The 15,618-nt window shown below is 61.1% G+C and carries 14 protein-coding genes; 8 read left to right on the forward strand and 6 right to left on the reverse strand.

Annotated elements, in window-relative coordinates; all coding sequences use genetic code 11:
- Positions 1-318: 318 nt before the first annotated feature.
- The gene (locus JO015_17675) at positions 319-1,206 is read right to left on the reverse strand and encodes a TIGR01777 family oxidoreductase (protein MBW0000928.1); all 888 of its coding nucleotides are present in this window, start codon (positions 1,204-1,206) and stop codon (positions 319-321) included.
- A 61-nt stretch (positions 1,207-1,267) separates the two neighbouring features.
- The gene (locus JO015_17680) at positions 1,268-2,416 is read right to left on the reverse strand and encodes an N-acetylmuramoyl-L-alanine amidase (protein MBW0000929.1); all 1,149 of its coding nucleotides are present in this window, start codon (positions 2,414-2,416) and stop codon (positions 1,268-1,270) included.
- Between the two features lie 235 nt (positions 2,417-2,651).
- Here JO015_17680 and JO015_17685 point away from each other — a divergent pair, with 235 nt between their 5' ends.
- On the forward strand, positions 2,652-4,619 hold the full coding sequence (locus JO015_17685; GenBank protein MBW0000930.1) for a glycosyltransferase: 1,968 nt from the start codon (positions 2,652-2,654) through the stop codon (positions 4,617-4,619).
- A gap of 208 nt (positions 4,620-4,827) precedes the next feature.
- Here the strand turns inward: JO015_17685 and JO015_17690 are convergent, their stop codons facing one another.
- The 4 genes from JO015_17690 to JO015_17705 all read right to left on the reverse strand — a co-directional run bounded on the left by JO015_17690 (position 4,828) and on the right by JO015_17705 (position 7,327).
- Entirely contained in the window at positions 4,828-5,553 is a 726-nt protein-coding gene (locus JO015_17690; protein MBW0000931.1) for a hypothetical protein, read from the reverse strand.
- A gap of 11 nt (positions 5,554-5,564) precedes the next feature.
- Entirely contained in the window at positions 5,565-5,987 is a 423-nt protein-coding gene (locus tag JO015_17695) for an acetolactate synthase (protein ID MBW0000932.1), read from the reverse strand.
- 66 nt (positions 5,988-6,053) lie between these two features.
- Positions 6,054-6,503 (reverse strand): hypothetical protein, encoded by a 450-nt coding sequence (locus JO015_17700; GenBank protein MBW0000933.1) that lies wholly within the window; start codon positions 6,501-6,503, stop codon positions 6,054-6,056.
- Positions 6,500-7,327, reverse strand: a complete 828-nt coding sequence (locus JO015_17705) for a hypothetical protein (protein MBW0000934.1) — start codon at positions 7,325-7,327, stop codon at positions 6,500-6,502. Before JO015_17705 ends, JO015_17700 begins: the two co-directional genes overlap by 4 nt.
- 100 nt (positions 7,328-7,427) lie before the next feature.
- On the opposite strand from JO015_17705, the gene JO015_17710 reads away from it, so the two are divergent.
- The 7 genes from JO015_17710 to JO015_17740 all read left to right on the forward strand — a co-directional run bounded on the left by JO015_17710 (position 7,428) and on the right by JO015_17740 (position 15,176).
- Positions 7,428-8,039, forward strand: a complete 612-nt coding sequence (locus JO015_17710) for a TetR/AcrR family transcriptional regulator (GenBank protein ID MBW0000935.1) — start codon at positions 7,428-7,430, stop codon at positions 8,037-8,039.
- Between the two features lie 506 nt (positions 8,040-8,545).
- On the forward strand, positions 8,546-8,791 hold the full coding sequence (gene purS, locus JO015_17715) for a phosphoribosylformylglycinamidine synthase subunit PurS (protein ID MBW0000936.1): 246 nt from the start codon (positions 8,546-8,548) through the stop codon (positions 8,789-8,791).
- A 1-nt stretch (position 8,792) separates the two neighbouring features.
- Positions 8,793-9,488: a phosphoribosylformylglycinamidine synthase subunit PurQ gene (purQ, locus tag JO015_17720; protein MBW0000937.1), complete on the forward strand. Its 696-nt coding sequence runs from the start codon at positions 8,793-8,795 to the stop codon at positions 9,486-9,488.
- Between the two features lie 4 nt (positions 9,489-9,492).
- Positions 9,493-11,733: a phosphoribosylformylglycinamidine synthase subunit PurL gene (purL, locus tag JO015_17725; GenBank protein MBW0000938.1), complete on the forward strand. Its 2,241-nt coding sequence runs from the start codon at positions 9,493-9,495 to the stop codon at positions 11,731-11,733.
- Positions 11,734-11,819: 86 nt separating this feature from the next.
- Positions 11,820-13,289 (forward strand): amidophosphoribosyltransferase, encoded by a 1,470-nt coding sequence (locus JO015_17730; protein MBW0000939.1) that lies wholly within the window; start codon positions 11,820-11,822, stop codon positions 13,287-13,289.
- Positions 13,286-14,311: a phosphoribosylformylglycinamidine cyclo-ligase gene (locus JO015_17735; protein MBW0000940.1), complete on the forward strand. Its 1,026-nt coding sequence runs from the start codon at positions 13,286-13,288 to the stop codon at positions 14,309-14,311. Before JO015_17730 ends, JO015_17735 begins: the two co-directional genes overlap by 4 nt.
- A gap of 415 nt (positions 14,312-14,726) precedes the next feature.
- Positions 14,727-15,176: a transposase gene (locus JO015_17740; protein ID MBW0000941.1), complete on the forward strand. Its 450-nt coding sequence runs from the start codon at positions 14,727-14,729 to the stop codon at positions 15,174-15,176.
- Positions 15,177-15,618: the final 442 nt, after the last annotated feature.

Here is a 15,618-nt window from a genome sequence, read left to right on the forward strand (position 1 = left end):
TGTCGAGCGGCGTGCGGCGTGCGGCGTGCGGCGTGCGGCGTTCGGCGTTCGGCGTTCGGCGTTCGGCGTTCGGCGTTCGGCGTTCGGCGTTCGGCGTTCGGCGTTCGGCGTTCGGCGTTCGGCGCAGCATCATGGGAGCCGACTGCCGGTGTCAAGCTCAGCACCACCTCGGGTCACGAATCTGCGTAATCTGTGGATGTTTTATTTCTTTTCTGCGTTCTTCTGCGTGTTCTGCGGATGATTTTCTCTTCTCGTGGTGGTCCGCCCTGGCACCCATTACCCGTTACGAGTTACCCGTTACGAGTTACCCGTTACCCGCTACTTCCCGAGCGCCGCGCTCAGGGCCGATGGCAGGTCAGGGTACCGGAACCGGAAACCGCTGGCCGGCGCTTTTACCGGCAAAACCCGCTGGCTGTCCAGGACGAGGCAGCAGGTTTCCTGCAGTATCGTGCGTAACACAAACGCCGGGACCCCGAGGAACGCCGGCCGGTGCACGATCGCTCCGAACGTCCGGGTAAAATCCGCGTTCCGTACCGGATCCGGGGCGGCGCCGTTGACCGGGCCCGACAAGCGGTCGTGGGTCGCTGCGTGCAGAAAAAGCGCCGCGACATCGTGCACGTGGATCCAGGACATCCATTGCCGGCCGGTGCCCAGTTTTCCGCCGAGACCAAGCCGGAATACCGGCGCCATCAACGGCAACGCGCCGCCATCCCGTCCGAGCACCATCGCCACTCGCACCGTGCAGACCGGCACACCGAGCGAACGAGCGCCCTCCGCCTCCCGCTCCCAGGCCAGCGCGACGTGCGTCAGGAAACCGGCCGAGCCGGCCGGGGACGCCTCCGTGAGCTCCTCATCTCCGCGGTCGCCGTAGATGCCCACCCCGGAGGCGCTGACAAGTTTCCTCGGCTTGGGCGTGCTCCGGGCGATGGCTTCGACCACTTGGCGCGTGCCCTGAACGCGCGAGTCCAGGATGCGTTTCTTTTTCCCGGCAGTCCACCGTCCCATGATCGATTCGCCGGCCAGGTGAATCACGGCCTCGACCCCGTCGAGCGTCAGGTCCGCGCCGAATTTAACGGTTCGATGCGCGCCCGGCACCGGGTTTTCGGGTCGCCGTGAGCAGGCGACGATTTCATGGCCCTGCTGAGGAGCCAGCTTGATGATTTCGCGTCCGACAAATCCGGACGCGCCGGTGAGAGCGATGCGCATCGACGAGGCTAAACGTCCGGTGCCTCCAATCCGGATGCAATCTCAACCTGCCGTCTGCCGCCTAATTATTCGGAAACGTGTGGTGCAACCAGTTGAGCGGGAAACGGCTTCCCGGGCAGTCGGTCGGACGCGGGTTAATTTCGCGATGGCCGAGGACGATGGTGTATTGTCCATCGACCTTACCGACGCGTTGGCGAAGGTACCGGATGAGTTCGTCCAAAGCTTCGTACTGCGCCTGCGTGGGCAGATCACGATTAAAATCGCCCACCAGGCAGATGCCGATCCCGATGTAATTCAGGTAATCGCTGTGGACGTGTCCGCCCGGCAGTTGGCGGGTCCAGCGGTTGCCGATCTCAATCTGGCCGTTGCCGGAGGAACTCCCGTTACCGATCACAAAGTGGTAGGCCAGCCCGTTTGGCATCCGGCGCACGTGCCGGTGGTAATAGTCGAAGATGCGGGCGCTGCCCTGCCGGGTGCCGCTGTTATGCACCACGATGTACTTCCAACGGCCGCGGGCGACCCTGGCGTCGTCGATCGCCCGCCGGATTGCGGCGGTGAGGTAACGCCAGCGGTAATAATCGTATCCGGGTACCGGGGCAAGCTCCTGCCGTGCCTGTCCGCCCGATTTTTCGATGATGATCGGCGCCTGCCCGTTTTTCATTTCCGGGATGGGCTTCGGCTCGTGGACATCCTCCCAGGGACCGAAGAAAAGCCAGCGCCGCCTTCTCTTCGGCGTGGGGGTCGGCACCGGGGTGGGTGTGGGCGTGGGCGTGGTAGGCGACGGGGTCACCGTGGGCGCCGTGGGCGCCGGTTCCTCCGTCATTTCCTCTTCCTCCTCCAGGTCGGGTGCGGAGGCCGGACCGTTCCCGGTCTGGCCGGGCGAGGGCGACGGGCCGGCCGTGCCGTCGGGTCCCGCGGTCGTTTCCGGCTTCGGCACGCCACGCGGCAGCCCCGCCCTGCCGCCGCCCGGGACTGGTGATCTGGTTGCCTCGCTATCTGGCGAACTGCGGAACGGTTTACGGATTGGCCGGGGCGCCGGCGCCGGCGTCGCCTTGGCGCTCGGCGACGGGCTGGGGACCACTTCGATCTGCTGCCGGTTTTTCAAAAACAGGTCTCGAAGCCGCTGGTCATCCTCATCGGTCGATTGGCCCGGTGAACGAATCGCATCCGCACCGAAAAACAGGCCCAGACAAACCAAAAGCAGCCTCACGGCGCCCGGATTACCTGCACTTTGTCGTCCGCAACCCAATCGTTCGTACCCCTATGAACGTGCCGCCGCGTTGAAGTTTGAGGGAAAACTCCAGGCGCACCGGTGTCGAAAAGCAACAGCCATCGGCATTCTCAAATTCTCTGGCGGGCAATGCAGGTATCAGTTACCGTCGCCCTCGTTCGCATACCTCAGCGTCACCCCGAGGGGAAGCGTAAACGGCATTTTTTCGTGGCAAATGAAGAAAATCCTGATTTTCACCGCCGGCTTCGGCGAGGGTCATAATACGGCTGCGAGAAGTATTCGTGATGCGCTTCACCACCTTGCGCCCGCCGAAGCGCAGGTCGAAGTCTTTGACCTGTTCGAGAGTTGCTACGGCAAGCCTTACCATTTTGTCCGCAAAGCTTACATCACCGCCATCAATCGGACGCCGCGGTTTTGGGGTAAGATCTACAACGTGATCGACGGCACGCAGGTCGTTGAATCCAACATGATGGTGCTGTCGCGCATGCGTAAAGCCATGCTGGACCTTTTGGGGCAGCATGAGCCTGACGTCATCATTTCGACTTACCCGATCTACAATTACGTGCTCGATGACCTCTACGAAGAGGGGCACCCCAAGACCTTTTCCCAGATCACCATCATCACCGATTCCATCACGGTGAACTCCGTCTGGTACCGCTGTTCCAGCGATTACTTTCTTGTCGCCAACGAGGATACCGCCGCCGTCCTGCGCGCCGCGGGTTGTCCCGAGGAGCGCATCAAAATCCTCGGGTTTCCCGTGCCCCACCGTTTTGCCGAGATGCGCGATCGCCGATACACGGCTGAAGACGTCGGGCCGCGGAAGGTCCTGTACATGATCAATTCCGGCAAGAAAGAGGCGCCGCAACTGGTGGAACGGCTGAGCCAACGGGACGACATCGTGCTGACCGTAACGGTCGGGCGGGATGCAGCTTTACGCCGTGAAATCGAGGCGCTGATGATGCACTCGGCCCACTCGGTGCAGATCCTGGGGTGGACCACAAAAATGCCCGAACTGCTGACCAGCCACCACGTCATCATCACCAAGGCCGGCGGAGCGACGATCCAGGAAGCCATCGCCGCTCGCACCCCGGTGATCATCAGCCAGGTGGTTCCCGGCCAGGAAGAAGGCAATGCGCGCCTTATCGTTGAAAATGAGTGCGGGATGTTAGCGCCCAGGCCGAACGCCATCGTCGAAGCCCTGGAAACCGCCTTTGCGAACGATGGAGAGGTTCTGCGCCGGTGGGTAGCCAATCTGGGCCGGCTCAGCCACCCGGATGCGTCGCTGCAGATTGCCCGTTTTATTCTCTCCCTGGCTGTGCCGGAGGATGCCATGTCGCCGCGCCGGTTATCCTTTGAGGCGAAATCCGTGCCGGCCAAGCAGTCCATCCTGCTTTGTGACCTCCACACGCACACGACGTTCTCGGATGGCAAGCTGACCGTCGCTGAGTTGGTCGATTTTTACGGGCAGCGCGGCTTTGATGCGCTCTGCATTACCGATCACATCTGTGATTACGCCAAGCTTATCGGGCGCATGACGGGCCTTACCGGGGTGGCGATGACCCTGGACCAGGTCACGCATTATTTTGAGACGATCGAGAAGGAGAAACGCCGGGCCTGGGAGAAATACAACCTGCTCCTGATGACCGGCCTGGAGTTCAATAAGGAGGGCCTGACCCGGAAAAGTTCTGCGCACCTGCTCGGCATCGATCTCAAGCGGCCGATCGATCCCGGCTTAAGCATCGTCCAGACGATCGCCGAGATTCACGCTCAGGGCGCGCTCGCCATTGCGTCGCATCCGCACGAGTTCAAGACCACCTGGGGTAAGAACACCCTCTACCTGTGGGAAAACCTTGAGCAGTATGCGCCGTTGCTCGACGCGTGGGAAGTGGCCAGCCGCGATGACCTTTTCAACCCCGTCGGGTTGCGACGGTTGCCGTTCGTCGCCAACAGCGATTTCCACAAACCGAAACACATCTTCTCCTGGAAAACGGTCCTGTTCTGCGAAAAGGACCCCGAAGCGATCAAGGAATGCATCCGGGTCAATCGCAACGTCGCCATCACCCTTTATCGCAACCACCACACCGGGTTCACCACCCTGCCTATTGAGCAGCGCGCTTCCCGGCTGAATTTCGTGCGGAAACGGATGACGGAACTGGTCTCAACCGGCCGCGAGGTGGCCTAACGGGTAACGGGTAACGGGTAACGATTGGGCTGAGTGCCAGGTGTCAAGCGTGGAATGCAACGCGGTCCTCTCCGTCTGCGCAACTTGTGGACCTCTGGACTGCGTGTTCTGCGGAGAGTTCTGTTTTCCCGCCGTGTGACGTTGTGATCAGGTACGCAGCGCGGGATTTGCGCCCGCAACCCGTTACCCGTTACCCGTTACCCGTTACTCACAGCGCTTCCGAGGTGATCCGCCTGATCTCCTCGGCTTTGGCGTCGAGGTATTTACCGAACGCTTCGCGCTCGCCCGGATCCAGTTCCTCCTCGATCTGTTCGCCTTTAACCTGTAATTCCTGCGCCTGTGCGATGAGCCGGCCGTAATCCGAAAGGTCGGCATCCTTCATCATCCGGATATACGCCGTCTCGAAATTGCGGACGTAAGCGTCATAGACCTGGACATATTCGTTTGCCGCGGCGGAGGCAAAATGGGGTGCCGGGACCGGCGTAGGGCTGCTCGGCGCAGGGCTTGGTCCGGCGGCATTGGCATTGTCCGTAGCCGATGGTTCCGGAGGCTCCGGAGAGGAGGCTGGAGCGGAGACCGAGACTGAGGCTGAGGGCTCGGGCGTGGGCGCCGCGCTGGCCGCGGCCGACGGGTTGGGCGTGGCCGTGGCGATCGCATCCGCAGCAGCGGTCACGGTCACCGCGGGCGTGGCCTTATCGGCGAGGACCGTCGCCGCCGGGGTCGCAGACGTCAGGGGTGATGAGGGGGCGGGATGAACCACGGCGTCGGCCCCAGCCTCCCCGCCGCCGTGCCGCTCGCAAGCGGCAAAGCCGGCCAGAAACGGCAGCGTGCCAATCGCGGCAAACGCTTTAAGGGATGGGAAGATTCTACGCAGGGGGGCGGGGTTGACCGGGGCCGGCCATGGGTGAACCACGCTTTTCTCAACCTTATGCAAACCGATAACCGCTACCGTGAAAGGTCAATTTGATGCAGGACCTGAAAGCCTTCGCCTGCGAGGACCGTCCAGCTGCAATCGAGGTCGTCCACATGCAGCGCCAGGGCAGACCGTCCATGCGGCCGATACAGGATGGGATAACAAACCTGGATGTTAACCTCCGCCATGAGCAACGCCTGGAGCATCCGTTTCAGGTCGACGGCCGTTTCGCGCATTTCCACGACCAGGATTTCGGAAATGCTGTAAGCGATCTCGTGCAGCTCGAACAGGCTCTCGACCATGTCTGGGTCGCTGACAATGAGACGCACCAAAGCCGAATCCGTGGAGTCCTGCGAGTTCAGAGCCAGGACGTGCACGTCATGGTCATTCAACAGTTTTACCAGTTCAAGGAGCGCCCCTACCTTGTTAAGGAGGAAAACTGAGAACTGCTTCACCGTCGGACCCGCAGTCTTCTCTTTAACAGTGGGGACATCCGTAGTCATGAGGCCCGCCAAAAGACGTTATTTATAACAGTAGATCAAGCAAAAGGTGGCCGGCTGAGAATCTTCCTGGGAAATTTTCACATAGTACAAGCCACTTGCTTCCGGGCTGAACCCCGCCGCGGCGCGATTACCTTCTGCATACGGCTCGAACTTTACCGGTTTACCCTGGTCATCAAAAACGGCAACCTTGAGCTTATCCACCTTTTTCGTCGACGCCACTGAAAACCAATAGGCGTTTCCGCTGTAAAGATTAACTGAAATCACCTCCGCGTGGTCTCGGGCGACCTTGCCGAAAAGGTGACCATCCCGGATCTTGAATCCATCATTTTCGAAAGCGCCCGCGAGGTCCAGAACCTCGCTGCGCGCCGCCACCTGGTCGTCGGTCACGGTCTCGGCGCGGCCCGTTGCCAGCCCGGCGAACAAATTTACTGCGCAAGCGCAGACGAGGAGCAGGGGCATGCGTTTCATTGGATGTTCGAGATCTGTTTAGCGATGTTGGCCACCAAGCCGTTCAAGCTGCGCACTTCTTCCGCGCTCGGCACGTGATCGGCCGGAAAACTCACCATCTTTTCGACCGCCTCAAGCTGCTGGCTGACTTTGCCGACGGCTTTGTCGTCCCGCAGCTTGGGATTAACCTGGTCCAGTTTCGACCTGAGATAGGCCACCAGCGCCGGTTGCCGCAGCAGCTTGGCGTCGTCTGCGTTATAATTCTGCAGGAGCAACCCGGTCACCACCTCCGTGCCGCGAATCCAGCCGCCGACACTGACCAGGGTGATCAGATCAGCGTCGCGATTTTGTTCCAACGCTTGTTTCACCTCGTTCTGAGTCGCCGCCAACTCCTCATCCAGTTGAGGCCACGCGCCGTTCTCGGCAAACTGCGTGATGCTCTTGCTGCGGGCCAGCACGCTGTCCGACACACTGAGCTTCTTGGCCAGCGTGAGCACGTCGCGGCCGATATTTTTAACCTGCTGCCCGTCTTTTGCCGCCACGGCGATGAACCCGTCTGCGATGAGTGTTCCGAGGTTCAAGGCCACCTGGGCGCGGCTCGTGGAGTTGAATGACGTGGGGGGACGGTACTGGGAACTCCAGTTTGGTTTGCCGCCTTTATCGATCGCGGCAAACACTTCACCCGGCGTCGGAACCGTCATCACGTCCGTGTAGAGGGCATGTTGGACTTCTTCCGGGGCTAACGCCGGGACAGGGGAGGAGGGTTGCTCGGTTTGAGCCAGCGCGGACGCTGCCAGCAAGCACGGCAGTACACTCGACAAGAGCCGGTTGCACAGATCGGACATACGGGGGGCACTTTAGCAATTGGACCTGGGCTGTCCAGCCTGGGTTGGGGTGGGATTTGTTTCGGCTTGATTTATACAACCAGTTAACTATACTGGCCCGGTGAGACCCGTCAGCGGCGCCAAGCAACGTTTGCTGCATACTGCCCTCGACCTGCTCTGGCAGCGCAGTTATGGCTCCATCAGCGTCGATGACATCTGTTCCCAGGCCGCCGTCAACAAGGGAAGCTTTTATTACGCGTTCAGAACCAAGTCCGAACTGGCCGTGGCGGCCTTCGAGACCCATTGGAACGGGATGCGGCCGGCTATGGACGCCGCCTTCTCGTCCCAGAACGATCCCCTCGTCCGTCTCGACCAGTACTGCGACCTCGTCGTTCGCGACCAGCTCGAGCGCTACCGGGCGCTGGGCAAGATCCTGGGGTGCCCCTTTTGTTCGCTCGGATGCGAATTAAGCACCCAGGATGACGCCGTCCGGGCGAAGACGCGGGAGATTTGCGACCGGATCATACGTTACCTCGTCGCCACGCTGCGGGATGCGATTGCCCAAGGGGTTTTGCCGCCAGGCGTCGAGCCGGACGAACTCGGGCGCGAAATCTTTTGTTACCGGACGGGGGTGTTGGTGCAGGCAAAAATTGAGAACAACCCGGAGGCGTTGAACGATCTTAAACCGGGTTTGTTTCGCCATCTGGGACTGGCGCCCGTGGCTGGGGCGTGAGTTTTCCGGAGGTGAAATCACCCGGGCCAAAATGGTCAACTTAACTAACCGGTTAATAAAACCTCGCTTTGTTCGTCATGCGCGTGAATAGAGTCCCCGCAGATTGGCGGGTGCCGGGTGGAGTTCGGGGTTCGGGGTTCGGGGTTTGGCGTTCGGAGTTCGGAGACGCCCTCGCCGGACGAGTTTCGGTCCGCGCAGAGACCTTCTGCCGCCCTTTCAGGGCTCATCGTCCTTTTACGGTTTCCCAGGGTAAACCCTGGGCTAAGTTCTACTGCCCTTTCGGGGCAAAAGACGGTCTTCAGGCCATCGGTGGGTTTGATTCGCCTCAAGCGTTTCAGTCCCTGGCTAAAGTCGGCTGCCCCTTCGGGGCAAAGGCGGTCAACCGGCCCAAAGCGACCAGGGCGACTCCGAACCCCGAACTCCGGACTCCGAACTCCGAACTCCACCCGCTCCCCATCCCTATGAGTACCAAGAATAACTCGAATCCCGGGGCCCACCCCGGGAACATCAAGGTTCACGTCATCGTCATGCCAAAACGCAGCGTCCTGGATCCGCAGGGCGTTGCGGTGCGCAACGCGGTGCGTGAAGCCGGGGTCTCGGGTCTGCAAGGCGTGCGGGTCGGCAAGTTTCTTGAACTGGAATTCGAGACCGAGCCCGACGCGGCCGGTCTGGATGAAGTCTGCCGCGACCTGTTGTCCAACCCCGTCATCGAGGATTACGTGATCGAACGGTCTGCGGGCCGGCAAATATGATATGAAGATCGCCGTCATCCAGTTTCCCGGCTCCAACTGTGACCAGGACTGCCTTGCGGCCCTCCGGGCGGGCCTCGGGGCATCCGCCGGTTACGTCTGGCATAAGGAAGAGAGCCTGGCCGGTTACGACGCGGTGGTGCTTCCCGGCGGATTTTCCTACGGCGATTACCTGCGCTGCGGGGCGATTGCCCGGTTCTCGCCGATCATGAAGGCCGTGATTGCGGCTGCCCGGGAAGGCATGCCGGTACTCGGCATCTGCAACGGTTTCCAGATTCTGTGCGAAGCGGGTTTGCTTCCCGGGGCCCTGGTCCGCAATCGCGACCTTGCCTTTATCTGCCAGCCCGTCCGCCTGCGGGTGGAAACTTCCGATACCCCGTTTACCCGCCTTACCCGGCCCGGCCGGATTCTGCGGATGCCGGTGGCGCACGGCGAAGGAGCCTTTTTTGCGGACGAACCGGTCCTGGAAAGGCTGCGGGCCGAAGACCGGATTGTGTTTCGGTACGTGGATGCCGCCGGGCGCCCGGTCGCCGAAGCCAACCCGAACGGCAGCGTCGACAACGTGGCCGGGGTTTGTAACCCCGAACGCAACGTGGTCGGCATGATGCCGCACCCGGACCGCGCCTGGGATGAACTCCTCGGCAGCACCGATGGGCGCTTGCTGTTTGGGTCTTTGATTGAAACCTTTGCCGTCCGCTGATTGGATGTCCGCCACGACCATCACTCCCGAACTGGTGCGCAAGCACGGCCTGACCGAAGACGAATACGAGCGCATCAAGCAGATCCTCGGCCGTGAACCTAACTACACCGAGCTCGGCGTGTTCTCGGTGATGTGGAGCGAGCATTGCTCATACAAAAATACGCGCCTGCAGCTTAAAAAATTTCCCACGACCGGTCCGCGCGTCCTCGTGAAGGCCGGGGAAGAAAATGCCGGGGTCATCGACATCGGCGACGGCTGGGCGGTCGCCTTCAAGATGGAGAGCCACAATCACCCGAGTGCGGTCGAGCCTTTCAACGGGGCTGCCACCGGGGTGGGTGGCATCATCCGCGACATTTTCACGATGGGGGCGCGTCCGGTGTTCCTGCTTGACTCGCTCCGGTTCGGAGAGATTGAGGGGGACACCCCGCAGGCGCGGCGCAACCGCCGCCTTTTGCGTGGGGTGGTGAGCGGCATCTCGCATTACGGCAACTGCATTGGCGTGCCGACCATCGGGGGCGAGGTGTATTTCGACGAGGCGTATGAGGGCAATCCGCTCGTAAATGTCTTTTGCGCGGGCGTGCTGCGCCACGACCAGATCGCCCGCGGGGCGGCCCGGGGCATCGGCAACCCGGTCTATTACGTGGGGGCTGAAACGGGCCGGGACGGCTTGGCCGGGGCGGCCTTTGCGTCGCGGGATCTGACGGAAGAATCGAAGGAAGACCGGCCGGCGGTGCAGGTCGGCGACCCGTTCAAGGAAAAGCTGCTGCTGGAAGCGTGCCTGGAATTGCTTGCAAGCGGCGCCGTGGCGGGCATCCAGGACATGGGGGCGGCGGGCCTGACCTGTTCGACTTGTGAGACGGCCAGCCGCGGCGGGACCGGCGTGGAGATCGACCTGGCGCTGGTGCCCAAACGTGAACCGGGCATGACGGCGTACGAGACCCTGTTGAGCGAGTCGCAGGAACGCATGCTGATCATCGTTAACCAGGGACACGAAGAAGCGGTAAGGCGGATTTTTGAAAAGTGGGATCTGCCTTATGCCTTGATCGGCCGGGTCACCGGCGACGGCATGATGCGGGTTCGAACAAAAAGTGAGGTCTGCGTGGAGATTCCTGCAAGCAAACTGGCCGACGACGCCCCGGTCTATGCGCGGGAGGAGCGTCCACCGGTTCCCGAACCCGAGCTCGACCTGCAGACCGTGCCCGCCGCCGACGTGGAAAAAGCCCTGGTCCGCGTGTTGGGGCACCCCACCATCGCATCAAAACGTTGGATTTACCGCCAGTACGATCACACGGTCCGTGCCGGTACGGTGGTTCCGCCGGGGTCGGATGCCGCGGTGTTCTACGTGCGCGAAGCCGGGAAATTCCTGGCCGCCACTTCGGACTGCAACGGGCTGTATTGCCGGCTTGATCCGCGGGAAGGCGCCCGGATCGCGGTGGCGGAAGCGGCCCGCAACCTTGTCTGCTCCGGGGCCACCCCGCTTGCCGTCACCGATAACCTGAATTTCGGCAACCCGTACCGTCCGGAAAACTTCTGGCAACTGCGCGAAGCGGTGGACGGTCTTGCCGAGGCATGCCGCGAATTCGGTTTACCCGTGACCGGCGGCAACGTCAGCCTGTATAACCAGAACCCGGCCGGCGCGATCGACCCGACCCCGACGGTGGGCATGGTCGGTCTGATCGACGATCGGGCCTGGATCACGCGGCAACATTTTCGCCAGGCAGGTGACGTGGTGCTGCTGATCGGCGATCCCGGAACCGAATTAGGCGGGTCACAATACCTGAAGCTGATCCACGGCCGTAAAGCGGGCCGTCCGCCCCGGTTGGATTACCAAAAGGAGAAGGCGTCTCAGGCTGCGGTGCGCCGCCTGATCCGGGCAGGGTGGTTGCAAAGCGCTCACGATTGTTCCGAAGGCGGTTTAGGCGTCGCGCTGGCTGAGGCGTGCTTCTCAACGGAAGCTCGCCTCGGTGCCCGGCTCCGGCTCCAGGCGCCCGGCCTGCGGGATGACCAGGCACTCTTCAACGAGAGCCAGTCGCGCATCGTCGTTTCCGTGGTTCCGGCCCGGGCCGACGAAGCGATCGGACTGGCGGCTGAAGCGGGGGCGCCGGTCCAACGGCTCGGCGAAGTCGGCGGTGACGCGCTTTCCATCTCGGTAAACGACCGCGAGTATCGATGGGACGTGGAAGGGATTTTCGATTCGTGGTATTTTAGCATCGAGCGCCTGATGTCGTCAGGATTTAGCGGATAGAGACGGTCATGACATGGATGTAGATCCTTTCGGCGTGCTGTCGCCCTTACTTGTGCTTTTGTGAATCTCAACCTTTTTCGCCGATCCTGTCGCTTGTGAATTCTTCCTCGAAACCACGCCATGAATGCGGGGTGTTTGCCGTTTACGGCCATCCGAACGCCGCCTCGCTGACCTATTACGGCCTTTTTGCACTGCAGCATCGCGGCCAGGAAAGCGCCGGCATGGTTACCACCGAAGGGTCTCATCACCTGTTCAACATCCATCGCGGCATGGGCCTGGTGTCACAGGTCTTCGGCGAAAAGGACCTGCAGCGCTTGACCGGTACCCGGGCCATCGGGCACGTCCGGTATTCGACGACCGGTTCAAGCACGTTGAAGAACGCGCAACCGCTCGTCGTTGACTGCGGGCGGGGCCAGCTCGCCATCGCGCATAACGGCAACCTGGTAAACGCCGCCATCCTGCGGGATGAACTCGAAGCCCGGGGCTCGATTTTCCAGACTACCGTCGACAGCGAAATCATCCTCCATTTGCTGGCCCGCCCGACCGGGCGGGACAACGTCCTGACGGCCCTGCGGCAGGTGCACGGGGCGTTTTCTCTCGTCCTGCTGAGTGAAGAGGAAATCATCGGCGTCCGTGACCCGTTCGGTTTCCGGCCGCTGGTGCTGGGCAAACTCGACGACGCATTTATCCTCGCGTCGGAAACGTGCGCGCTGGACCTGATCCACGCCGAGTACATTCGCGAGATTGAACCCGGCGAGGTGGTGATCATCAACGATGACGGCATCCGCTCGGAATGGCCGTTCAAGGAGGAACGCAAGGCCTTCTGCATGTTCGAATTCGTCTATTTCGCGCGGCCGGACAGCGTCATCAGCAACCGGAACGTCAGCAAGGCCCGCGTCAACATGGGGCGCGAACTGGCCCGGTTGCATCCCGTTGAGGCCGACATCGTCGTGCCGGTGCCGGACTCGGGCAATTACGCCGCGCTCGGCTTCAGCCAGGAATTAGGCATCCCTTACGAGCACGCCTTTGTGCGGAACCATTATATCGGACGCACGTTTCTGCAGCCGACGCAGCTCATTCGCGACTTCGACGTGCGGGTGAAGCTCAACCTGATCAAGGAATTGGTACGCGACAAACGGGTGGTCGTCGTGGACGATTCCGTCGTGCGCGGCACCACCGCCCGGGCCCGGGTGGTTAATCTGCGGGAGGCCGGGGCAAAAGAAGTGCACCTGCGGATCAGCTGTCCGCCGCACAAGTACCCTTGTTATTACGGGATCGATTTTCCCGACCCGAAAAACCTGCTCGCAAACCAATATTCGATGGAACAGATCCAGGAGTACCTGGGTGTGGATTCAATCGGTTATCTCGAGGTGGATGCGATGGTGCGAGCAACGGGTTTGCCGAAACAGGATTTCTGTTTAGCCTGCTTTAACAACGAATACCCGGTGCCTTTCGACCCGAACGTGGATAAATTCATCATGGAACGACGCCGAACGCGTTCCCGTTTGTTGCCGGATGCGAAAGCCCAACCCGGGTTGTTCGCCCAACTTAAATGAGCAATGCCCCCAAGAGCAAGGCTTACGCCGAATCCGGCGTCGATATCGAGCTGGGAAACCGGGTAAAAAAGGGGCTTCAGGAAAAGGTCCGCACGACCTTTGGCCCGGAAGTGCTGGGCAAGATCGGCGGTTTCGGCGGGCTGTTCCGGGCCGACTTCCGGAACATGCAGGAACCGGTTTTGGTGTCGAGCATCGACGGGGTCGGCACCAAGCTGAAAATCGCGATCAGTCTCGGCAAGCATGAGTCGGTCGCCCAGGACCTGGTCAACCATTGCATTAACGATATCGCCGTCACCGGGGCGCGTCCGCTTTTCTTCCTCGATTACATCGGGGCCGAACGCCTTGAGCCGGCGGTTTTCAACCAACTCATTTCCGGCTTCACCAAAGCCTGCCGCGTCAGCCGGTGCGCGTTGATCGGTGGTGAGACCGCCCAGATGCCCGACATGTATTACGAAGGCGAGTACGATCTGGCCGGTTGCATCGTCGGGATCGTGGACCGGCCCAAAATTCTGGATGGCAGCCGGATCGTGCCTTCCGACGTGCTGGTGGGTTTGCCGTCGAGCGGCCTCCATACCAACGGTTACTCGCTTGCGCGCAGAGTCTTGCTCCACGGCCTGGGCCTGAGCCTGGAGCAGAAGGTGGACGGGTTATCCAAACCGTTAGGCGAGGAGCTGCTCCGGATTCACCGCAATTATCAACCCATCCTCGAATCCGTGCCGTCCGGCGTTATCAAGGGGGCCGCCCACATTACCGGCGGCGGTTTGATCGATAACCTGCCGCGGGTCCTGCCCGCCACCTGCGATGCGCTCATCGATACGGGTTCATGGAAGGTTCCGGCCCTGTTCCGGCTCGTTCAGCGGGCAGGCGATATCAGCACCGAGGAGATGTTCCAGGTTTTCAACATGGGGATCGGTATGGTGTTGGTGGTAAGCAAGCGTCATCAACAGGAGGTAGTCGCCCTGACCAAAGGGAAAGTTATCGGCAGGATTACCCCGGGTTCGGGCAGGGTGTTGCTCAGTTAGGCATGACCCGGAGGTCGTTCGGCGAAGAAATCGTCCACAGATTTACACAGATTAAAGGAAGTGTAAGGAGCCGGGCAATTTGCCTCACAGCCGCGCTCGGGGAATTAACCTTCCGTTCGGAATCACCCTGATCCGCCTTCCGGCCTAACAGGCGAGGACTTTAACGTTTGGGGCGAGTTGGCGTCTCCAGCGCGGATGGCCTGGAGACGGGGATACGGCCCAACGGGCCGGCAGAACTTATACCATTTCGATGATCATCGAGGTAACATTTTGTCTTAGGCCCAACGGGCCGGCAGAACTTAGCCCAGGGTTCCACCCTGGGAACGCCCCCGCCCCACGATCGAGCCCTGAAGGGGCGGCAGAATGCGGACCAGAAGGACTTGACGAATACTAAAATGTTTTGTGTTATTGGTTCGTGTCTCAATCTCTTTCCCGCGTGCTCATTCACCTGATCTTCTCGACTAAGGGTCGTGCTCCCGCCCTGGCCGACGAAGCCGTGCGCTGCGACCTTCACGCCTACCTGGCTGCCACAGCGCGCGACCTGGGCTGCCCGGCTATTCGGGTCGGCGGTGTCGCCGATCACGTCCACGTGGTTTGTTGCTTGGCACGCACCGTCAGCGTGGCCTCCTTGGTGGCTAAACTGAAAATGGGTTCCAGCCGGATGCTCAAGGTGAAAGCCGGGACCCGCTTTCAGTGGCAGAATGGGTACGGCGCCTTTTCGGTCTCGGAATCGGCCTTGGGTGACGTCGTTGAGTACGTCGCAAATCAAGCCCAGCACCATCGACGGCTTTCGTTCCAGGAGGAGTACCGCGCCTTCCTGTGCCGGCACGGCGTCGACTTCGATGAGCGGTACGTCTGGGACTAAGGGGAGGCGGGCGGCTTGGCGGCGTGCCTGCCTACGTCTGCGTTTCTTTCTTTCGCCCTTTCAGGGCTTAATCACGGGGAGAGAGGCCGGTTCCCAGGGTAAAACCCTGGGCTATGTTCTCCTGGCCCTTCGGGCCGTAATACCCTTTAGGCAATTAGCTCGGTAGAATGCCGCCGGAGGGGGCGCGTTACCGGATCCTCCGCACGGCGTTGAGTCGGCATTATTGAGGCTTGATCGATAAAATTATGGTCATTTTTCCTCGGAATGTTTCGATGATTACATTTGTTAAAGGTCAATAGCCCAGAAGGGGCGTTAGAACATGACCCAGGGTTTACCCTGGGTAACCGTAAAATCACGATGAGCCCTGAAGGGGCGGCAGAGGGCGCCGCTCCCTCCGGAGCAGAGGTTAACCGCGGCCACTGCGTCTCCGAACCCCGAACCC

This window comes from Verrucomicrobiota bacterium, from assembly GCA_019247695.1.
Taxonomy (GTDB): Bacteria; Verrucomicrobiota; Verrucomicrobiia; order Chthoniobacterales; family JAFAMB01; genus JAFBAP01.